The sequence below is a fragment of the Streptomyces sp. XM4193 genome (assembly GCF_023072595.1).
GTDB lineage: Bacteria > Actinomycetota > Actinomycetes > Streptomycetales > Streptomycetaceae > Streptomyces.
The window spans coordinates 340113-360941 of record NZ_JALLGK010000004.1 but is presented as its reverse complement, the minus strand read 5'-3'; the positions used below and the strand labels follow the sequence as shown (position 1 = coordinate 360941).

The 20829-nt window shown below is 73.5% G+C and carries 18 protein-coding genes; 8 read left to right on the top strand and 10 right to left on the bottom strand.

The window, feature by feature from the left end; all coding sequences use genetic code 11:
* Window positions 1–199: 199 nt before the first annotated feature.
* Window positions 200–793, bottom strand: coding sequence for a GNAT family N-acetyltransferase (locus MTQ01_RS14555; RefSeq protein ID WP_247490440.1), 594 nt, complete (start codon window positions 791–793; stop codon window positions 200–202).
* A gap of 274 nt (window positions 794–1067) precedes the next feature.
* Between MTQ01_RS14555 and MTQ01_RS14550 the strand changes: the two genes are divergently transcribed.
* The 3 genes from MTQ01_RS14550 (at window position 1068) to pssA (ending at window position 3875) form a co-directional block, all read left to right on the top strand.
* The gene (locus MTQ01_RS14550) at window positions 1068–2048 is read left to right on the top strand and encodes a CoA ester lyase (protein WP_247490438.1); all 981 of its coding nucleotides are present in this window, start codon (window positions 1068–1070) and stop codon (window positions 2046–2048) included.
* Between the two features lie 350 nt (window positions 2049–2398).
* Complete coding sequence (locus tag MTQ01_RS14545) at window positions 2399–3040, top strand: phosphatidylserine decarboxylase (protein ID WP_247490436.1); 642 nt, start codon at window positions 2399–2401, stop codon at window positions 3038–3040.
* Entirely contained in the window at window positions 3027–3875 is an 849-nt protein-coding gene (gene pssA / locus MTQ01_RS14540; protein WP_374207742.1) for a CDP-diacylglycerol--serine O-phosphatidyltransferase, read from the top strand. The genes MTQ01_RS14545 and pssA overlap by 14 nt, the downstream gene beginning before the upstream one ends.
* 205 nt (window positions 3876–4080) lie before the next feature.
* Here the strand turns inward: pssA and MTQ01_RS14535 are convergent, their stop codons facing one another.
* On the bottom strand, window positions 4081–5220 hold the full coding sequence (locus tag MTQ01_RS14535; protein ID WP_247490434.1) for a glycerate kinase: 1140 nt from the start codon (window positions 5218–5220) through the stop codon (window positions 4081–4083).
* Between the two features lie 146 nt (window positions 5221–5366).
* On the opposite strand from MTQ01_RS14535, the gene MTQ01_RS14530 reads away from it, so the two are divergent.
* Window positions 5367–5591: a hypothetical protein gene (locus MTQ01_RS14530; protein ID WP_247490432.1), complete on the top strand. Its 225-nt coding sequence runs from the start codon at window positions 5367–5369 to the stop codon at window positions 5589–5591.
* A 3-nt stretch (window positions 5592–5594) separates the two neighbouring features.
* A complete protein-coding gene (locus MTQ01_RS14525) occupies window positions 5595–6188 on the top strand; it encodes a Clp protease N-terminal domain-containing protein (protein WP_247490430.1) in 594 nt (197 codons plus the stop codon).
* Here MTQ01_RS14525 and MTQ01_RS14520 read toward each other — a convergent pair.
* The 6 genes from MTQ01_RS14520 to MTQ01_RS14495 all read right to left on the bottom strand — a co-directional run bounded on the left by MTQ01_RS14520 (window position 6185) and on the right by MTQ01_RS14495 (window position 13698).
* A complete protein-coding gene (locus MTQ01_RS14520; RefSeq protein ID WP_247490428.1) occupies window positions 6185–7699 on the bottom strand; it encodes an NAD(P)/FAD-dependent oxidoreductase in 1515 nt (504 codons plus the stop codon). The two genes, MTQ01_RS14525 and MTQ01_RS14520, sit on opposite strands and share 4 nt — an antisense overlap.
* Window positions 7700–7726: 27 nt before the next feature.
* A complete protein-coding gene (locus MTQ01_RS14515; protein ID WP_247490426.1) occupies window positions 7727–8551 on the bottom strand; it encodes an inositol monophosphatase family protein in 825 nt (274 codons plus the stop codon).
* Window positions 8552–8947: 396 nt separating this feature from the next.
* Window positions 8948–9976: a TIGR03842 family LLM class F420-dependent oxidoreductase gene (locus tag MTQ01_RS14510; RefSeq protein WP_247490424.1), complete on the bottom strand. Its 1029-nt coding sequence runs from the start codon at window positions 9974–9976 to the stop codon at window positions 8948–8950.
* 26 nt (window positions 9977–10002) lie between these two features.
* Window positions 10003–11409: a dihydropyrimidinase gene (gene hydA / locus MTQ01_RS14505; protein ID WP_247490422.1), complete on the bottom strand. Its 1407-nt coding sequence runs from the start codon at window positions 11407–11409 to the stop codon at window positions 10003–10005.
* 1 nt (window position 11410) lies between these two features.
* Complete coding sequence (locus tag MTQ01_RS14500) at window positions 11411–12784, bottom strand: aspartate aminotransferase family protein (RefSeq protein ID WP_247490420.1); 1374 nt, start codon at window positions 12782–12784, stop codon at window positions 11411–11413.
* Window positions 12781–13698 (bottom strand): nitrilase-related carbon-nitrogen hydrolase, encoded by a 918-nt coding sequence (locus MTQ01_RS14495; protein ID WP_282613663.1) that lies wholly within the window; start codon window positions 13696–13698, stop codon window positions 12781–12783. Before MTQ01_RS14495 ends, MTQ01_RS14500 begins: the two co-directional genes overlap by 4 nt.
* A gap of 363 nt (window positions 13699–14061) precedes the next feature.
* Between MTQ01_RS14495 and MTQ01_RS14490 the strand changes: the two genes are divergently transcribed.
* Entirely contained in the window at window positions 14062–14832 is a 771-nt protein-coding gene (locus MTQ01_RS14490; protein WP_247490418.1) for a hypothetical protein, read from the top strand.
* Between the two features lie 247 nt (window positions 14833–15079).
* Here the strand turns inward: MTQ01_RS14490 and MTQ01_RS14485 are convergent, their stop codons facing one another.
* On the bottom strand, window positions 15080–15520 hold the full coding sequence (locus tag MTQ01_RS14485) for a DUF6278 family protein (RefSeq protein WP_247490416.1): 441 nt from the start codon (window positions 15518–15520) through the stop codon (window positions 15080–15082).
* 406 nt (window positions 15521–15926) lie between these two features.
* On the opposite strand from MTQ01_RS14485, the gene MTQ01_RS14480 reads away from it, so the two are divergent.
* Window positions 15927–17816, top strand: coding sequence for a GDSL-type esterase/lipase family protein (locus tag MTQ01_RS14480; protein ID WP_247490414.1), 1890 nt, complete (start codon window positions 15927–15929; stop codon window positions 17814–17816).
* 287 nt (window positions 17817–18103) lie between these two features.
* On the opposite strand, the gene MTQ01_RS14475 is transcribed toward MTQ01_RS14480, so the two are convergent.
* Window positions 18104–19246 carry a P1 family peptidase gene (locus tag MTQ01_RS14475; RefSeq protein ID WP_247490701.1) on the bottom strand — a complete coding sequence of 381 codons (1143 nt, stop codon included), beginning with the start codon at window positions 19244–19246 and terminating at the stop codon, window positions 18104–18106.
* Between the two features lie 209 nt (window positions 19247–19455).
* On the opposite strand from MTQ01_RS14475, the gene MTQ01_RS25170 reads away from it, so the two are divergent.
* Window positions 19456–20598 carry a PP2C family protein-serine/threonine phosphatase gene (locus MTQ01_RS25170; protein ID WP_247490412.1) on the top strand — a complete coding sequence of 381 codons (1143 nt, stop codon included), beginning with the start codon at window positions 19456–19458 and terminating at the stop codon, window positions 20596–20598.
* Window positions 20599–20829: the final 231 nt, after the last annotated feature.

Here is a 20829-nt window from a genome sequence, read left to right as displayed (position 1 = left end):
TGCCGAACAGCGGTCCGCCGGCGCACGGTTCACCGGCGCACAGGACTCCGGCGCTCAGTTCACCGGCGCTCAGGGCTCCGAGGGACAGAGCGAGGGCGAGGAGCCGGCAGGCGAGAAGCCCGTCGCCGAGGGGACGACCGGCGACAAGCCCGCCGACGACAAGCCTGTCGGCGAGGGGCCCGCGACCGGCTGACCGGCGTCAGCCCTCCGGTTCGCTCGGGCGCAGCCTGGCGTGCAGATGGGCGTCGTGGAGGCCGTCGCGGTGCAGCAGTGCCCGGCGCCGGGTGCCCTCCAGCGCGTAGCCGCTTCGGTGCGCCACCCGGCAGGACGCCTCGTTGTGCACCGAGTGCGTCAACTCCAGCCGGTGGAAACGCGGTTCCGCCAGCGCCCACTCGCCGGCCGCCCGTACGGCACGTGTCGCCACTCCCCCGCCGCGCGCCCGCGGAGCCGTCCAGTACGTCACCTCCGCCTGGCCGCTCATCGCGACGAACCTCCCCAGCGAGATCCGCCCGAGCACCTCGTCGCTCCGGCCGTCCGCCACCGCCCAGTGCGCACCCTCACCGGCCGTCCAGGCACCCCGCCACTCCTGGATCCAGCGCCGCGCCTCCTCGGTGTCGTCCAGCCGGCGGTTGTGCCAACGCCTGATCACCGGGTCCGCGAACACCTCCAGCAGCGCCCCGGCGTCCTCGGCGCGCCACGGACGCAGCACCAGCCCGCCCTCCACGCCCAGCGAGGGCTGCGTGCCCGGCGCGAGGCGAGCGGGGTCCATCAGGGGAGAGATCAGCAACGGCATCGCCCCATCCTGCCCCGCGCACGACCCAGCCGCTCCCGCGGGCCCAACAGCCGCACGGCGCACGGCGGTCGGTCCCGACTGCGCGAGCCCCTGGGCGGCCTCGCGGTCCGCACACACCGGCCGCCGAGGCGCCGCACGGGCACTGCGGTCCGGCGCCGGACGGCCCCGTCGGCGGGGCGGCACGGCCCGAGGCGGCGTACGGGCGCGGGAGGGGCGCCGCGTATCGTTTCGAGGCGTCAGCCCAGGTCACCACAGGCCCGCCCCGGAGGTCCCCATGACGTCCCCGACGTCCCCGTCGCCGGTCAACCGGCTCCGACCGCGCCGCACCTGCCTGGCCGTGCCCGGCAGCAACCCGCGCTTCCTGGAGAAGGCACAGGGTCTGCCGGCCGACCAGGTCTTCCTGGACCTGGAGGACGCCTGCGCACCGCTGGCCAAGGAGGGCGCCCGGCACAGCATCGTCGAAGCTCTCAACTCCGGTGGCTGGAGCGGCAAGACCCGCGTGGTGCGGGTCAACGACTGGACCACGCAGTGGACCTACCGCGACGTGGTGACCGTGGTGGAGGGAGCCGGCGACCGGCTGGACTGCCTGATGCTGCCCAAGGTCCAGGACGCCGGCCAGATCCACGCGCTGGATCTGCTGCTCACCCAGATCGAGCGGACGATGGGCCTGGAGGTCGGCCGCATCGGCATCGAGGCGCAGATCGAGAACGCGCGCGGGCTGATCGCCGTGGACGAGATCGCCGCGGCCTCGCCGCGCATGGAGACGATTGTCTTCGGCCCAGCCGACTTCATGGCGTCGATCAACATGAAGTCGCTGGTGGTGGGCGAGCAGCCGCCGGGCTACCCCGCGGACGCCTACCACTACATCCTGATGCGCCTGCTGATGGCCGCCCGCGCACACGACCTCCAGGCGATCGACGGGCCCTATCTGCAGATCCGCAACCCCGACGGTTTCGCCGAGGTCGCCGGCCGCTCCGCGGCGCTCGGCTTCGACGGCAAGTGGGTGCTGCATCCCGGTCAGATCGAAGCCGGCAACGCGATCTTCTCGCCGAGCCAGGAGGACTACGACCACGCGGAGCTGATCCTGGACGCGTACGACTGGTACACCTCCGCGGCGGGCGGCGCGAAGGGCTCCGCGATGCTGGGCGAGGAGATGATCGACGAGGCGAGCCGCAAGATGGCGCTGGTGATCTCCGGGAAGGGGCGCGCTGCCGGGCTGCGGCGCACCTCGGTCTTCGAGCCGCCGGCCGACTGAGGCCGCCCCGGGGTGCCGCCCTGCCGCGGCAGGGTGGCACCCACACCCCCGGAAATCGACTCGAAGCCCTTGCGGCGGCTGGTTTTCGCGGCCGAAGCCCGATCTTCGGTGAAAGTCCGGACGAGATTCTGCGCAAGATCGTCGGCGTTCCGGCACCGGACGCACCCGGTCCCGAGCGACAAATGTGCCGGTCCGCGTGATTTCCCTCGCATCCGGCGCCCGAACACGACCCATCGGTAACCAGGAGCGCGCGCAGCCGACTTACCCGGTTGGTGTGTTGAGCGGATACCATCGCGTTAAAGCCGTGGTCTCAACGCTCTGCGCGGCACCCTCCGCTACGAAGGTCTTCCATGCCCCACAGCTCATCGTCCAACGGTGGCGTTCGTCTGGCCCGTGGCAGCTCCCCCTGGCTGCTTCCCACCGTCGCCACCGCCGCCGTAAGCCTCGTCTGTGCCCGCCGGTCGAAGAAGGCGGCGGCGCTCGCCGTGCCGACGACCGCGCTCGCGGCGGGCATGCTGTGGTTCTTCCGCGATCCCGAGCGGGAGATCACCCAGGGCCGGGTCATCTCCCCGGCCGACGGCGTGGTGCAGAGCATCATGCCGTGGGCGGACGGCCGGACGCGCGTGGCGATCTTCATGAGCCCGTTGAATGTCCACGTCAACCGTGCGCCGCTGGCCGGCACCGTGACCTCCGTCGAGCATGTGCCCGGTGGTTTCGTCCCGGCGTTCAACAAGGAGAGCGAGCACAACGAGCGCGTGGTGTGGCACTTCGACACCGAGCTCGGCGACATCGAGATGATTCAGATCGCCGGCACGGTCGCCCGCCGGATCATTCCGTACGTCCCGCAGGGCACCAAGGTCGAGCAGGGCGAGCGGATCGGCCTCATCCGCTTCGGTTCCCGCGTGGACATCTACCTTCCCGAGGGGATCGAGCCCGCCGTGGAGGTCGGTCAGACCACTACCGCTGGGGTGACTCGCATTGACCGCGATTGACAGTGACCCACCTTCGTCGTGGGAGGTCGACGACGACCTCGACGACGACGAGATGCCGCTCTCGACGCGCCTGTCGATAGCGGACACCCTCACCCTCGGCAACGCCACCTGTGGCTTCATGGCCGTGTACTTCACCACCACCGGCGTCCTCATCCCGCACCTGACGGGCAACGACGACGGCGGCATGGCCCGGCACAGCGCGGCGACCGCCGTGATGCTGATGCTGCTGGCCTCCATCTTCGACCTCTTCGACGGCATCGTCGCGCGGAAGCTGCGCAGCTCCGCGATGGGCGCCGAGCTGGACAACCTCTCGGACCTGATCAGCTTCGGTCTCGCGCCCGCGTACTTCGTGCTGGTCTGGGGCATGGTCGCCAGCGACGCGCACCAGCACGTCTCGGCGCTGGCGGCGATCGTGGTGCTGTTGGCGGTGGTGCTGCGGCTTGCGAGATTCTCCTGCGTGACGCTGCGGGAGGGCATCTTCCAGGGCATGCCCAGCCCCTTCGGGGCGCTGACGATCGTCTCGATCGTCCTGCTGGAGCTGCCGTTCATCCCGACCCTGATGGCGATCGTGGGCACCGCGTGGCTGATGGTCAGCCGGGTCGAGTACCCCAAGCCGCGCGGACTGCTCGCGGTGGCGATGCTGGCCTGGATCGTGACGGCGATGGGCATGCTGGCCGCGTGGGCGTTCGACGCTCCCGGCGGTGAGCTGCTGCTCCAGACCGGCTGTGCGCTCCAGGTCGTGCTCGGCGCGGTGATCCCGCTGTTCGCCACGGCCCGCCGGGTGAACACCTTCCGCGACAACCGCCGCGAAGCGCGGCTGGCGGCGCGCGGCTGATCGGCTTCCCCGACCGACGAAGGGCCCGGAACGAGAGATCGTTCCGGGCCCTTCGCCATGTGCGCCGTTCGCCCCGGTGCTCCGGGCCCGGCCGGTGAGCGCCGTACGCGGGTTCGCTGCCGCGCTCCCGGCGTACGGCGGTCGCCGGCCGCGCCCCGCGTACGCCGTTGCGGCCGGGTGCGCTCCGGCGGGGATCCCGGTGGTGTCAGCCGAGCTGTTCGGCCGCGAGAGCGGCTGCCGCGCGTTCCAGCAGCGGGCCGGCCTGTGCCATGGACCGTGCGGGGTCGGGCTCCAGCTCGGAGAGCGCGTACACCGCCTCGATACCGGCCGCGCGCACGGCCTCCTCCTCGATCGCCAGCCGGCCGCAGACCGCGACCACGCGCTTGTTCGCGGCGCGGGCGGCGGCGGCGACACCGGCGGGGGCCTTGCCGTGCAGGGTCTGGGCGTCCATCGAGCCCTCGCCGGTGATGACCAGATCGGCCCGGGCCAGCGCGGCGTCGAAGTCCAGCACGTCCATGAGCACCTCGATGCCGGGCCGGAACGCGGCCTCCAGCCCGACCAGCGCGGCGTAGCCGATACCGCCCGCGGCGCCCGCGCCGGGCGCCGCGGCGCACTCCCGGGCGCGGGGTCCGACCTCCTCGGCGAGCACCTGCGCGAACCGGGCGAGCGCGGCGTCCAGGGTCGCCACGTCCTCGTCGGTGGCTCCCTTCTGCGGCCCGTAGACGGCCGCGGCGCCGTGCGGTCCGGTGAGCGGGTTGTCGACGTCGCAGGCGAGGACGATCTCCACGTCCGCCAGCCGGGGGTCCAGTCCGGAGAGGTCCGCGCGGGCCAGTCCGGCGAGCGGGCCGCCGCCCGGGCCGACCGGTGCGCCGTCGGCGTCCAGCAGCGCGACGCCGAGCGCCTGGAGCATGCCTGCGCCGCCGTCGTTGGTGGCCGAGCCGCCCACGCCGAGGACGATCGTGCGGGCGCCCGCTTCGAGCGCCGCGAGCAGCAGTTCGCCGGTTCCGCGGGTGGTCGCGGTGAGCGGGGCGAAGGTCCCGCGGGGCAGCAGCTGAAGACCGGATGCCTCGGCCATCTCGACGATGGCGGTCCCGCCGCGCAGCGCCCAGGAGGCCGTCACCGGAGAGCCGAGCGGGCCGGTGACCCGCGCCTCCCGCTGCTCGAAGCCCCCGGCCACCGCGGCGGCCACGGTGCCGTCGCCGCCGTCCGCGACGGGGAGCGCCTCGACCACGAGGTCGGGGCGGACGCCCTGCAGGCCCGCGGTCACATGCTCGGCGACCTGCACCGCGGTCAGCGATCCCTTGAACTTGTCGGCGGCGATCAGCACGCGCTCGATCTGCGTCATAGAGGTCGTCCCTTGCTTGTCAACGTGCGTCGCGCCGTCTGCGACCTTATCCGCACCGCCCCGGGAAGTGCCATGAGTCCCGTCCGGATTCCCGTCGTGTCAACCACCGTTGACAGTGCGCCGTGCGTCAACCTACATTGACACTCATGGCCGACTCAGAAGCACGGGACGCGGTCGACGCCGCCGGCGCCGCCCTGCACCAGGACCCACGGATCGGACTGCACGCCGTCGCCGCGCTGCGACGACTGGTCGAGCGCCTCGAAACGCTCCAGGTCGACAACGCCCGCCGCCAGGGCTGGTCCTGGGACCGGATCGGCGCGGCGCTGGGCGTCAGCAGGCAGGCGGTACACAAGAAGCACTCCAGGAGGTAACCCATGTTCGAACGGTTCACCCCGGCCGCCCGGGCGGCCGTCGTCCGCGCGCAGGAGAACGCGCGGCAGCTGCGACAGGAGGAGATCCGGACCGAGCATCTGCTGCTCGCCCTGGTTCAGGACCCGACACTGCCCGGCCGGGCCGCTCTCCGGCGACTCGGCGTCACCGAGCGGGCGGCCCGGGAGGAGCTGACGCTTCTCGACTCCCCCGGCGGCCCGCTGGCGCAGGAGGACGCCGCGGCGCTGGCCTCGCTCGGCATCGACGTCGAGGAGGTGCGCCGCCGGGCCGAACAGAGCTTCGGAGCGGGCGCGTTGGAGGAACCGGCCCCACGCCGCGGACGTACGGGACTGCTGCGCCGCAGGCGACGGCCGGGCACCGGGCACCTCCCGTTCACCCGGGAGGCCAAGCAGGCGCTGGAGTGCTCTCTGCGGGAGGCAGTGCGCCGCGGCGACCGGTCGATCGGGTCCGAGCACCTGCTGCTCGGCCTGCTCGACGAGGCGGACCGCAGGACGGCCGCGCTGCTCGGCCGGTTCGGCACAGACCCGGCGACGCTGCGGGCGCAGATCCTCGAGGACCTGGCCGCGAAGGCGGACTAGCCCGCGCCACCGGCCGGGTCGTCGGCCGTACCGCCGGGAGCGGCACCGCTCGCTGCGACCGGCGCGCGGCCCCGGCCCGCGTCGTCCAGGGCGCCGCGGCGGCGCAGTGCGCGCCACACCGCCTTGGCCGCGTTGTGGCCGGACATGCCGTGCACCCCGGGCCCCGGCCAGGTCGCCGACGAGCAGAGGAAGACGGCCGGGTGCGCGGTGGCGTACGGGACCCGGGCGAGCCGGGGGCGCAGCAGAGTCTGGAGGCCGGAGTAGGCGCCGCAGGCGATGTCGCCGCCGACGTAGTTGGCGTTGCGCGCGGCGAGTTGGGGCGGCCCCGCGGTGGCACGGGCGAGCACCAGATCGCGGAACCCCGGGGCGAACCGCTCCAGTTGGCGCTCGATCGCCTCGGTGAGGTCGCCGTCCCAGCCGCTCGGCGCGTGGCCGTACGCCCAGAACGTGTGCTTGCCCTCGGGCGCCCGGGTGCTGTCGATCAGGGTGGGCTGGGAGGTGATGAGGAACGGCGCGTCCGGAGCCCTGCCGTGGGTGCTGACCGCCCGCAGCGCGGCGCTGATCTCCCCGTCGGTCGGTCCGATGTGCACCGTGCCGGCGCGCCGGGCGTCACGGGACGTCCAGGGCATCGGACCGTCCATCGCATAGTCGATCTTGAACGCGGACGGGCCGTAGCGGAAACCGGCGTACGCCCTGCCGAGACCGGCGATGCGCGCCAGCGCGGTGGGCGAGGTGTCGAACACGTACGCCTTCGCCGGCGGCAGCTCGTCCAGCCGCCGGACCTCCACGCCGGTGTGGATGGAGCCCCCCAACTCCCGCAGATGACCGGCGAGTGCGTCCACGATCGACTGGGACCCGCCGCGCGGAATCGGCCAGCCGCGCTCGTGCGCGGCGAGCGCGAAGAGCATCGCGATACCGCCGGTGGCGTTGGTGGTGGTCGGGGTGATGGCGTGCGCGGCCAGACCGCTGAGCAGGGCGCGCGCCTTCTCGTCGCGAAAGCGCCGGCCGAGCCACGCGGCGGGCTGCACCGCGCTCAGCCCGAAGCGCGCGACGGTGAGCGGATCGCGGGGCAGCCCGTCCCAGGGCACCTTCATGAAGTCCGCCGCCACCGTCTCCCAGCGGCCGACGTACGGGCCGATCAGCCTGCGGTAGGCACCCGCGTCCCGCGGGCCGAGCGAGGCCGCGGTCTCGCCGAGGGAGCGCGAGAGGACGGCCGCGCTGCCGTCCGGGAAGGGGTGGGCCATCGGCACTTCGGGGTGCAGCCAGTGCAGCCCGTGGCGGGCCAGCGGCATCGTGTCGAAGGCGGGCGAGCCGATCGCCAGCGGGTGCACCGCCGAGCAGGGATCGTGCCGGTACCCCGGGAGCGTCAACTCCTCGGTGCGCGCTCCCCCGCCGATCGATCCGAGCGCCTCGAAGAGCTCGACGCTGAGACCTCGTCGGGCCAACTCCACCGCCGCGGTGAGGCCGTTGGGACCTGCTCCGACCACGACGACGTCACGCGTCCACGGCACTGTGGATCTCCCCTCGGGAACGGAGGTTCAGCCGGCAGCACCTGCCAGCAGGGAGAGAATACGCTCCAGTGTTCGCTCGTCACCGGCCGCACCGAACGGCAGCGCGTTGGCGTCCGAGTCGACCCGGTACGGCTCCCCCGCGACGGTCCGCTGCACGCCGCCCGCCTCGGTCACCAGCAGCAGTCCGGCGGCGTGGTCCCAGGCCTTGTCCCAGGAGAACACCGTCGCCTCCAACTCGCCGGTGGCGATCGCCAGATACTCCAGCCCCGCCGACCCGCAGGCGCGCGGCGCGACGCCCTCGGTCCAGAGCCCGAGCAGAGCGCGCTTCTGTCGGTCGTCGGTGAAGTCCGGGTGGGAGACGGCGACTCGCAGCGCGGCTCCGGGCGGCGGCGAACCGGCCGTCAGCACACGGCCGTTGAGCCGGGCGCCGTGCCCCAGACGCGCCGTGGCGAACTGCTCGCGTGCGGGGGCGTACGTCCACGAACCCAGCAGCCGGCCACGGTGCGCCAGCGCCACCAGGGTGCAGAAGCCGTCCTCGCCCCGTACGAACTGCCGGGTCCCGTCGACCGGGTCGACGATCCACACCGGGGCGTCACCGGCGAGGGCGGCATAGCTTGCCGGGTCCGCATGGACGGCCTCCTCGCCGACGACGACGGAGCCCGGCAGCAGCGCCGTCAGCACCTCGGTCAGCCGTGCCTCCGCCTCGCGGTCGGCGACGGTGACCAGATCGTGGGGGCCGTTCTTCTCGATCACCTCGTGGGCCGCGAGCCTGCGCCAGCGCGGCACGATCTCCGCGGCGGCGACCTCGCGCACGGCCTTCTCCACTGCGACGACAAGCTCCTCATCGATCATGTGCCCCATACAAACACGCCCCACCGACACACCCGCGGGCGGGCGGGAAGGGCGCCCGACCCGGCCGCACGGGGCCCAGCGGCGGCGCTGTCTCGCGCTGACCGACGGCGGGGAGTACGGGGCGCAGGCGCTCCCGGGGCGGACGTTCCCCGGGGCGGGACGGCAGGGACGGGGCGGCGGGGCGGCCCGGGCGTCGGACGGGCGCGGTCGGGGTCGGTGGCTGTCGCGTCCGATGCGGCCGACCCGCGAACCGCCGTCGCCGGCGGGGCCCCTCGGCGGCCCGCGGTCGACTGCCGCGGGCCGCGGGGTTGTTGGGGGGCGCCCGCGGTGCGGGGCGGCCGGCGGCCGTTCGAGCTGCCGGGTCGGTTCGTCTCCGGGTGGGCTCGGACGTACGGCTCAGCCTGTCGAACCGGGCGCCGTGCCCTGCGGGTCGAGTGCGGGGATGATGTCGCGGCCGTAGCCGTCGACGACCTCCTCGCGGGCGTCGTGCATCGCGTACAGCGCGAACTGGTCCACGCCCAGGTCGCGCAGCCGTCGCAGTTTCTCGATGTGTGCCTGCGCGGGGCCGAGCAGGCAGAAGCGGTCGATGATCTCGTCCGGCACGAAGGCGGTGTCCGGGTTCCCGGCGCGTCCGTGGTGGCTGTAGTCGTAGCCCTTGCGCTGTTTGATGTAGTCGGTCAGCTCCTCGGGCACCATCGAGGAGTGCTCGCCGTAGCGGGCGACGAGGTCGGCGACGTGGTTGCCGACCATGCCGCCGAACCAGCGGCACTGCTCGCGGGCGTGGGCCAGATCGTCTCCGAGGTAGGCGGGAGCGGCGACGCAGACCGTGATGGAGTCCGGGTCGCGGCCCGCGTCGGCGGCGGCTTCGCGCACCGAGCGGACCATCCACTCGGTGAGGTAGGGGTCGGCGAGCTGGAGGATGAAACCGTCCGCCTTCTGTCCGGCGAGCGCGAGCGCCTTGGGGCCGTACGCGGCCATCCAGACCGGGAGGCTGCCGTTCCGGACCCAGGGGATGGTCAGCGGTCGGCCGTCGACCAACGCCTCGCGGCCCTCGGCCAGTTCACGGATGGCGGTGATCGCCTCCCCGAGCGAGCGGAGGTTGTTCGGGCTGCGGCCCGCGACCCGCATGGCGGAGTCGCCGCGGCCGATGCCGCAGACGGTGCGGTTGCCGTACATCTCGTTGAGGGTGGCGAAGGTGGAGGCGGTCACCTCCCAGCTGCGGGTGCCGGGGTTGGTGACCATCGGGCCGACCTTCAGACGGTCGGTGTGGTCCAGGATGCGGCTGTGGATGACGAAGGGTTCCTGCCACAGCACCGCGGAGTCGAAGGTCCAGCCGTGGGTGAAGCCGTTGCGCTCGGCACGGCGCATCAGCGAGACCGTCGCCGAACCGGGCGGGTCGGTCTGGAGGACGAGTCCGAAGTCCATCTGTTGCTCCTGTCGTCCTGGCGGGTTCAGTCGAGGTACTGGCAGGTCGCGCGGGGCAGATAGCGGCCGTCGCCGGCGGAGCCCGTGTAGCGGCCGTCGTCGATGATCACGCGGCCGCGGGAGAGCACCGTGCGCACCGCGCCGGTGATCCGCTTGCCCTCGTAGGCGGAGTAGTCAACGTTCATGTGGTGGGTGTCGGCCGAGAGCACCTGCTCGGCCCGCGGGTCGTAGATGACAACGTCGGCGTCGGCGCCCGGTGCGAGGGTGCCCTTGCGGCCGGCGAGGCCGAACATCCGGGCCGGGGTCGCGCAGGCCAGGTCGACCCAGCGGCGCCGCGAGATGTGGCCCTCCACCACTGCCTGGTGGAGCAGGTCCATCCGGTGCTCGATGCCGGGCATGCCGTTGGGGATCTTCCTGAAGTCGCCGCGTCCCAGCTCCTTCTGGCCGCTGAAGCAGAACGGGCAGTGGTCCGTGGAGACGACCTGGAGGTCGTTGGTGCGCAGTCCGCGCCAGAGCGAGGCCTGGTGCTCGCTGGGCCGCAGCGGGGTGGAGCAGACGTACTTGGCGCCGCCGAAGTCGGGTTCCGCCAGGTTGTCCAGGGACAGGAAGAGGTACTGCGGACAGGTCTCGCCGAACACCGGCAGCCCCAGATCGCGCGCTGCCGCCAGCTCGGCGACGGCCTCGGCGGCGGAGACGTGCACGACGTACAGCGGACAGCCGGCGACCCGGGAGAGCTGGATGGCGCGGTGGGTGGCCTCGGCCTCCAGCAGGACCTTGCGCACTTCGCCGTGGTACCGGGGGTCGGTGCGGCCCGCGGCGACGGCCTGCTCGGCGAGCACGTCGATCGCGATGCCGTTCTCGGCGTGCATCATGATCAACCCGCCGTTGTCGGCGCCGCGTTGCATGGCCCGCAGGATCTGGCCGTCGTCGCTGTAGAAGACGCCCGGATAGGCCATGAACAGCTTGAAGGAGGTCACCCCCTCCTCCACCAGCCCGTCCATCTCCTTGAGAGTGCCGTCGGTGACCTCGGAGAGGATCATGTGGAAGCCGTAGTCGACGGCGCAGTTGCCCTCGGCCTTGGCGTGCCAGGCGTCCAGCCCCTCGCGCAGCGCGTGCCCGCGGGACTGAACGGCGAAGTCGACGATGGTGGTGGTGCCGCCCCAGGCCGCGGCCCTGGTGCCGGTCTCGAAGGTGTCGGCGGAGAAGGTGCCGCCGAAGGGGAAGTCGAGGTGGGTGTGGCCGTCCACCCCGCCGGGCAGGACGTAGCGGTCCGTGGCGTCGATGACCCGCGCCGCGCCCTCGCGCCAGCCGTCGGCCACCTCACTGCCCCGGGCCGCGAGCGCGACGACCCGCTCGCCCTCGATCAGGACCTCCGCCTCCAGCTCCTCGTTGGCGGTGATGACCAGTCCGCCGCTGATGACCGTACGACTCATGTCAGCCCCTTCCGCCGTGCTCGGACGCGCCGTGCTCGGTGCCGCCGTGCTCGGACTCCGCGCGGCGCAGGGCGCGTTCCAGTACGGCCGCGCCCTCCTCGGCCTCGGCGACGGTCAGCGAGAGCGGCGGCGCGATCCGCAGCGCGGAGCCGGTCAGTCCGCCCTTGCCGATCAACAGGCCCTCCTCGCGGGCGAGTTCGAGCACCCGGGCGGCGGCTCGGGGGCCGTCCAGCTCGATGCCGATCATCAGTCCACGGCCGCGCACCTCCACCACGACGTCCAGGCCGGCCGTGGCCGCGCGCAGCCGTTCGATGAGCAGTCCGCCGACCCGGCGGGCGTTGCCCTGGAGGTCGTGCTCCAGGAGGTGTGCGAGGTTGGCGTTGCCGGCGGCCATGGTGATCGGGCTGCCGCCGAAGGTGGAGATGGAGTTGCCGTCCAGGCAGTTCATGACCTCCGCGCGGGCGACGACGCCGCCGATGGACATGCCGTTGCCGATGCCCTTGGCGAAGGTGAGCATGTCGGGCGGCCCGGCCGCCGCGTGCGCCTGCCAGCCCCAGAAGTGCTCGCCGGTACGGCCCCAGCCGGTCTGCACCTCGTCGCTGATCCACAGCACCCCGTGCTCGGCGAGGACTTCGCGGAACGCGGCGTACAGCCCGTCCGGGGGCGCGGTGAAACCGCCGACGCCCTGCACCGGTTCGGCGATCAGCGCGGCCGGGCCGCGGGCGCCCTGGGCGAGCATGTCCCTCAGGTCCTCGACGCACGCCTGGATGAACGCGGCGTCGCTCAGCTCCGCGAAGGGACCGCTGCCCCGTACGCCGCCGTGCACGTAGAGCGTCTGGAGCGGAGAGAGGCTCGTCGGCGACCAGGAGCGGTTGCCGGTGATGCCCACGGTGGAGAAGGAACGGCCGTGGTAGCTGTTGCGCATCGCGAGGATCTGGTTGGAGCCGCGGAAGGTGGTGGCGAGCAGCAGCGCCGCGTCGTTCGCCTCGGTGCCCGAGGTGGTGAAGAAGACGCGGGCGTCGGGGATGCCGGAGAGCGCCGCGACGCGTTCGGCCAGTTCCACCATGGGGCGGTTGAGGTAGAGGGTCGAGCTGTGGATGAGCCGGCCGGCCTGCTCGCTGACCGCCTTGGTGACCTCCGGCAGGGCGTGCGCGGTCATGGTGGTCAGGATGCCGCCGAAGAAGTCCAGATACCGACGTCCCTCGGAGTCCCAGACGTGCCGGCCCTCACCGTGGACCAGCTCGATCGGACGGTCGTAGTAGAGGGAGAGCCACTCCGGCAGCACCGCACGGTGCCGGTCGTGCAGCCCGGGGTGGGTGCCGTACGCGGGGGCGGGTCGGTCGGGGCCGGCGTTGGTGGGGGCGGTGTCGGTCATGGCTGCACCAGGTTTCCGTAGGCGTCGGGACGGCGGTCGCGGTAGAAGGCCCACTCCTGCCGGACCCGGTCGAGGAGGCCGAAGTCCAGGTCGCGCACGAGGAGTTGCTCGGACCGGTCGTCGGCGACACCGCCCACGAACTGGCCGCGCGGGTCGACGAAGTAGCTGGTGCCGTAGAAGTCGTTGTCGCCGTACTCCTCGACGCCGACGCGGTTGATCGCGGCGACGAAGTACTCGTTGGCGACCGCGGCCGCCGGCTGCTCCAGCTGCCACAGGTGGGAGGAGAGACCTCGGGAGGTCGCCGAGGGGTTGTAGACGAGCTGGGCGCCGGCCAGTCCCAGTGCGCGCCAGCCCTCGGGGAAGTGCCGGTCGTAGCAGATGTAGACGCCGATCCGACCGACAGCCGTGTCGAAAACCGGCCAACCCAGGTTGCCGGGACGGAAGTAGAACTTCTCCCAGAAGCCCTTGAGCTGAGGAATGTGGTGCTTGCGGTAGCTGCCCAGCACGGTGCCGTCGGCGTCGATCACCACGGCGGTGTTGTAGTAGAAGCCCGCGTCCGCCACTTCGAAGACCGGCACCACCAGCACCATCGAGGTCTCCCGGGCGAGCGCGCACATCCGGGTGACGGTCGGGCCGTCGGGCACCGGCTCGGCCCAGCGGTAGTGCTCGGGGTCCTGCACCTGACAGAAGTAGGGGGCGTTGAAGACCTCCTGGAATCCCATCACCCGGGCTCCCTGTCGGGCCGCCTCGCGGGTGTGCTCCTCGTGCTTGGCGATCATCGATTCGGTGTCGCCGGTCCAGGTCGCCTGGACGAGTGCGGCACGCACGACGGCGGGAGCGCCGCCGCTCTCCCCGGCCGATCCCGGCCGCGCAGGACCGGGGGTGGGGTCTTGGTCCGAGCCAACTGCTGTCATGAGCTGCTCCTTTGCCGGGGCGTCAGCCCTGCCTCCCGCCGGGGCGCACGCGCCCGGGCGCCAAGGCGTCACCCCTGCCAGACGCGGGTAGATCGGCGCGAGGAAGAGACGGTATGCCTCGTCACGTTACGTCGCAAGCAGTTCGGCGCAACGTCACCGAATTGGCCATGGCCGCGTCGGCGCCGGAGCGGCGAGCGGGTACCCGCGTGGTCGGATCAGCGGTGCGCGGGGCGGCGGCAAGTCCCCCTGCTCCGGCCGGGGTTGGCGGCGACGACGCCCTGCGGGCCCGGGCGCGGCGGTGCGGGCAGACAGCACGTTCCGGGGTATCGAACCCTCGGGCGTCCTGCTCTAGGCTCGCGCACCATGAGCGACTCGCTGCGCGACCCCGCCCACCTCGCCGTCGCCGCCGTGCTCGGCGTCCTGCTCGGCTGGCTGCTCCGCAACGCCGCCCTGCGCCGGGCCCGGCGGCGCAAGCAGCGCTTCTTCGGACTGCCCGACCACAGCGAGACGGCCCTGGTGGTCGGGCGCGACGCCGGCAGCGACGGTGCGGTGGCCAGGCCCGAGGTCTTCGCGCTGCTGGAGCTGTCCGCGCTGATAAAGGAGTGCGGGGCGCAGGCGGGCGTGGTCTGGGCGGACTCCGCCCACCAGGGCTTCGGCGAACGCACGGAGTTCTGCCTCGGACCGCCGGTCTCCAACCGGCGGATGGCCGCGCATCTGCGGTCGCTGCTGCCGGGCGTCGTGGTCAGCACCGACCCCGAGTCGGGCCAGGACCGCGGCACCTTCGTCATCGGCTCCGAGCACTACAAGCTGGACCCCGGCGCGGTGGAGTACGTGCTCCTCGCCCGCCTCACCGCGGGCGAACACACCCGGCCGGTCTTCCTCGCCTGCGGCCAGCGGCCCGTAACCCTCCAGGCCGCGACCCGCTACCTGGCACGGCAACACCGTCGGCTGAGCCGCAAACACGGCCCGGAGGGCACCTTCTGCCTCCTGCTGAAGGTGGTCAACTCCCATGCGTACGGGCCGGACGTCGTCGAGCTCGTCGCCGACGTCACCCGCCCGGCCTGCGCGGCACCGCGCACCCCGGCCGAACCGGCCGAGGAGGGCACCGTCCGCAAGCGGCTCACCCGCGGCTGACGACTCGCGGGACCGCGGCGTGTGCGCGGGGCACCGGTCGCTCCGGCACCTGCGCAGATTCGCCCGCGGGTGAGCGGGGCCGTACGGCTGCTCGTCGCCGCAGCGCGGTGTGGCGTCGGTGCCGCGCGCAGCGCCGGGTTGCCAGACTGCCCGGCGTACCCCCTTGCGCAGCTCCCCGCGCCGGAGCGCGACGCGCGGCTGCGGTCGGGTACGGAGAGGGGCGTTGCCTGTGTCCTGCGACGGCCGGTCAGACCTCCGCGGCCTCCGCGTAGCTCTGCGACAGCTCGGGCGTGCCGTCCACCGCCCAGGCGTGGCCCGCCTCGACGACGTCCAGCACCCGCCCGGAGGCCAGCCGCACGACCGGGCGGCCGTCCTCCAGCACTTCCCAGTGCGCGCCCGCCACGCCGCGCACCAGGACCGTGCCCAGATAGAGGCCCGCGTCGCTGCCGAGTCGGAGCAGCACCTCGGGGTCGTCGCGCCAGCGCGGCAGCAGCTGGTCCAGGGACTCCAACGAGCCCACCGAGTCGTCGAGTTCGACCCCGTGCTCGGCCGCCTGCGCACGCAGCACCTCGCACTCGGCCAGCAGCTCCCCGAGCCCCTGCTCGCTCACCTCGCCCCGGCTCATCACCCCGGCTCCGCGGGAGGTTCCGTGCTTCTTGCGCCAGTTGTCCAGGAACGGGATGTTCATGCCTCTCAGGGTCGCATCCGCTCCGGCCGCCGGGCCACCGGCGCGCTGCCCCGGCTTCGCCCGGCGCACGGCGCACGAGGCCCCAACTCGCCGTCCCCTTGGCCTGATCGACACCTTGACGCCGCCGTGAGGTCTCCCGCCGGTGACCCTGCGCTGGTCGGATCGTCCCGGCGCTGAACCGTTCCGCCGGACAGCTGCGCCACCGCACCGCCCGCGAACTGCCGCCCCCGTCCCCGCATCGCCACATCCCGAAGCCTGCCGCTCGTGCGCCCGGCACCGCACCGGCGCCCGCCACCGCCGCGTCCCGCCCCGGGCCGGACGCGCACCCGCCCACCCGCGCCGCACCCGTGCGGCAGCCGCACCCGGACGCCGGTGTGCCGCGGGCCCGACCGACGAAGGGACACCGATGCGTACCCGCTTGCGCACCACCGCCGCCGCCACAGGGCTGGCCGTACTCTTCTCCGGACTCCCGGCGCTCACCGCCGCATCGAGCGCCCAACCCGTCGCGCCGGGTGCGTACGCCGCTCCCGCCGCCGAGCGTCCGCTGCCACTGGAACGCCACTACGACAACCGCGCCGTCAGCGACGAAGGACGCCCGGACCGGGCCGACTTCGACGGCGCCGGGAACTCCCTGACCTCGGCCGACCTCGACGCCGCCGGCTGGCGTCCCGGTGCCCGGCTGCGGCTGGACGCCGCCGAGCTGCGACGGCCCGACCGCGCGCCCGGCCGCCCCGACAACGTCCTCAGCGACGGCCAGCACGTCCAGCTGGGCGGCCGCGGAAACGGCAACGGCGACCAGGACGGCACCGGCAACGGCAACGCGCTGTCCTTCCTGGTCGCCGCCACCGCCCCGGACCGCCCCGGCAGCGCGGTGACCGGCACCGGAACCGTCCACTACGCCGACGGTGGCCGCGCCCCGTACACCCTCACCGCGCACGACTGGCGCGCCGGCCCCCTCACCACCAAGGCGCTCGCCCTGCCGCGTATCAACACCCCCGCCGGCACACGTGCGGAGAGCGCCCGGCTCTACGCCGTGACCGTTCCGGTGGACCAGGGCAGACGGATCGCCTCGATCACCCTGCCCAAGGACCCCGGACCCGCCGCGGACCTGCATGTCTTCGATGTCGCCGTCCGCTCCGGCAGCCCGGGCTGGACGGGGAGTTGGGCCGCGAGCACCGGCGGGTACACCGAGGTCGGCCCGTGGCGGGACCGGACGCTGCGCCTGGTCGTGCGCACCAGTGGCGGCGGCGAGTCCGCGCGCGTACGGCTGGCGAACACCTTCGCCGACAAGCCGCTGGACATCGGACGCGTCACCGTCGCCGTACAGGACGAGGACGCCGCCACCAGGTCCGAGCCGCGCGCGGTGACCTTCGGGGGCCGGCAGGCACACCGCGTACCGGCCGGCGCCGAGGCCGTCAGCGATCCGCTGCGGATGCGCGTGCCCGCCGACACGACGCTGCTGGTCAGCATGCATCTGCCCGGTACGGTGACCGCCGCCCCGATCCACGCCGAGGCGATCCAGCGCTCCTACGCCTCCGCCGACGGAGCGGGCGATCTGACCGGACGCCGCGACGGGCGAGGCTACCAGCCGGAGTTGACCTTCTGGCCGTTCCTCACCGGGATCGACGTCTCCGGCGGGCCCGGCTCGATCGTCGCGCTCGGCGACTCCATCACCGACGGTGTCACCTCCACCGAGGGCGCCAACCGCCGCTGGCCGGACGTGCTCTCGCGCCGCCTCCTGGAGGGGCGCGGCGGCTCCGACGTCCCCGCGTACGGCGTGCTCAACCACGGGATCTCCGCGAACCGCGTCGCCTCCGACCGCTACGACGGCGACGGCAGCGACCCCGACACCGCCGGCGTCAGCATCCAGAACCGCCTGGAGCGCGACGTCTTCGCGCAGACCGGTGCCCGCACCCTGGTCGTCTTCGCCGGCATCAACGACATCCGCTGGGGCGCCACTCCCGAGGAGGTGCTGACCGGGCTGCGCGCCGTCGCCGACCGGGCACGGGCACGCGGGCTGCGGGTGCTCGCCGCCACCCTCACGCCCTGCGAGGGCTACCACGACTGCTCGCCGGAGGTGGAGGCCAAGCGCACCCGTATCAACGGCCAACTCCGCGGCGGGCGCAGCGGGTTCGACGCGGTGCTCGACTTCGACGCCGTGGTCCGCGACCCGGCCCGCCCGGCGCGGATGCTGCCGAAGTACGACAGCGGCGACCACCTCCACCCGGGCGACGAGGGGCTGCGCGCGCTCGCCGAGTCGGTGGACCTGCACGCCCTGGTGCCGCGCAGCCGCTGAGCCGTGCGGCGCCCGCCGCATGGCTGCACGCCGACCCCCGCGCCGACGGGTCCGTGGACCGTCGGACGGCACGGACGGCACGGGCGGGAGCGTACGAACCGCGGCCCCGGAAGCGGTGTGCGCAGGCACCGGCGCGCGTGTACGGGGCGCGGTGCGAGCGGGGTGTGCTTCCGTACGGACGCCGGCCCGGGTGCCGACCCCGGGCAACGCCTCCCGGGCGCCGAACCGGGCAGCCGCACCAGGCAGCCCAACCGGGCAGCCGAACCCGGGCAGCCGAACCGGGAGCGTCAGCCGGCGTGCGGGGCGGGCCCGGTGCCCGGCGGGCGGCGGCGCAGGGCCTCTACCGGCAGCGCGGGCAGCGTACGGCCCCGGTGCCCGGTGGTGGTGACGGCGGCGAGCAGCGAGTTGAGCACCGACTCCTCCACCGTGTCCAGCGCGGCCTCGAAGAGGGGGTTCAGCGCGGAGTCCGCAGGAGCGGGCCCGGGCCTCTCCGCGTACGGCGAGGGCGGCTCGGGGTCGCGCGGCTCGGGGTCGCGGGCATCCGAAGCCCGCCGGGTGGCCGCGGTGGTGGAGAAGGCGATGGCGTAGTCGCCGCTGCCGTGGCCGTACGCGGCACCGACCCTGGCCAGCGCGAACACCGCCCGCCGTGCCAGCCGTCCCAACTGCCGGGCGTCCAGCGGCGCGTCGGTGCCGACCACGATCATGCACGAGCCCTTCTCGGGCGGCGGCGCGTCCGGACGCAGGCCGAGCCCGCCGGGGGTGAGGAGTTCGCCGCCGATCCGCAGAGTGCCGCCGAAGTTCGCCTGCACCAGCGCGCCGAGCGTGTAGCGGGTTCCCTCGCCGGGCAGTGCGACCACTCGCGAGGCGGTACCGATGCCGGCCTTGAAGCCGAGCGCCCCGGTGCCAGTGCCGGCGCCGACACAGCCCTCCGCGACGGGTCCCGCGGAGGCGCCGTCCAGGGCCGCGCGCACATGCTCCTCGTGCACCGGCCGGGCGCGGATGTCGGAGAGGTGGCCGTCGTTGCACTCCCCCACCACGGGGTTGAGGCTGACGGTCGACGCGCACTCGGGACGTTCCAGCATCCAGCCCACCAGGGCGTCGGCGACCCGGAACGCCGACAGCGTGGAGGTGAGCAGTACGGGAGTCTCCAGCTCGCCCAGTTCGGCGAGCTGGGTGGAGCCGATGAGCTTGCCGTAGCCGTTTCCGGTGAACACCCCCGCGGCCACCGGCCGTTGTGGGCTCACCCGCTCGCCGGGCAGGATGGCGGTCACTCCGCTGTGGATGTCCGGCGAGCGGCGCACCGTGGTGTGCCCGACGCGCACTCCGGGGACGTCGGTCAGCGCGTTGTGGACGCCGCTGGGGAACCCGCCGACCGACAGGCCCCACTCCGCGGCGCGCAGACGCCCCGTGTTTCCCGTACGCCCCTGCATCCCCACGTGGCACTCCCGGCACTCATCGGATCCGTGGACCGTTCGACCCTACAGATCGTTGCGCGCACGACCGGAGCGTGTGGCGCGCCCCGCCGCCGGTGCGCGCCCGTACCGTGCTGGAAGCGACCGGAGCGGTCGCAGGCCGGTCGTGCGGGGCACCCGGGACCGGCCGCCGAGCGGGCGCGGAACCGGCGTGGCGCGGAACGGACGTGAGAAGTGAACGGGGTCGAGTGATGTTCGGTGACGGGGAGTTCGTCCCCACGCGGGCGACCAAGGCGCTGGCCGGTTACGAGGGGCCGCGGCCGCTGCTGGCGCCGAGGGTGTTCGTGGCGATGCTCGCGCTGCTGGTCGCGCTCGGCCTGGTGCTGGGCGTGAGTCTGGGCTCCAGCCTCACGGTGGCGTTCTGTTTTCTGCCGGCCTTCGTCGCCGGTGTCGGCACGGTGCGGCAGACCGCCGCCGCGGCGGGCGCCGGCTTCCTGGTCGTCCTGGTGGCGCTCTGGGACGACGACCGCATCGGCGAACCGACCCCGGCGCTGGTGGTCGCCGGGATCGGCGCGCTCTGCGTGATCGTCTGCCATCTGCGCATCCACCGGACGGAGGAGGTGACGAGGCTGCGGTCGCTGGTCGCCGCTCTCCAGCGCCAGTTGCTCCAGCCGCTGCCGGTGACGACCGGGCAGCTGTCCGCCGACGGCCTGTACCAGCCCGTCGAGGTCGACAGCCTGATGGGCGGCGACCTGTACGACCTGGAGACCTCCCCGTACGGCACCCGGGTGCTGATCGCCGACGTCCAGGGCAAGGGGCTCCAGACCGTCGGCACCACCATGGCGCTGCTCGCCGCCTTCCGGGAGGCGGCCCACCACGTCGCCGAACTGCCCCGCGTGGCCGACGCGTTGGAGGACGCGGTGCACCGCCACAACGCCCGCAGCGCGGCGCGCGGCGAACCCGAGCGGTTCGTCACCGCCCTCCTGCTGAGCTTCGACGACGAGGGGCGGGTCAGCGTCGTCGACTGCGGCCACGTCAGCCCACAGCTGGTGCGGCACACCGCACGCGAGGTGCTGCCGATCGAGTTCCCGGACCCCGGACTCCCGCTGGGCATGGGCGAGTTGGCGCCTGGACCGCGCACGCTCAAGGAGTTCACGCTGCCCCGTGACGCCACTCTCTTCGTCTGCACCGACGGCGTCACCGAGTCCAGAAGCGCCGACGGCGACTTCTACCCGCTCGAGGACCGGCTGCGCGCCTGGGCCGCGGACCCGCCGGAGCAACTCACCGAGGCGCTGCGCAACGATCTCCACACCTTCATCGACGGCAGTCCCCGCGACGACATCGCCTGGCTCACCCTCCGCCGCCCCTGAGGGTCCACCTGGCCCATGTGCCGCCGCGTACGCCCCGCACGCCGCGCACCGCCCGCACGCTAGAGGCGCTCCGGACGCTCGGGCCGCGTGCCCGCACCCGCCCGGCGTTGCCTCGAACTCGGCGGCAGCCTTCTCGCCATGAGCGGGCGCGAACGCGCCCGGTCCACGCAGAAGCCGGGCAAGGCCGCCGGCGAGGTCAGCCCCCGTGAACCGGACGTCCCGCTCGACGAC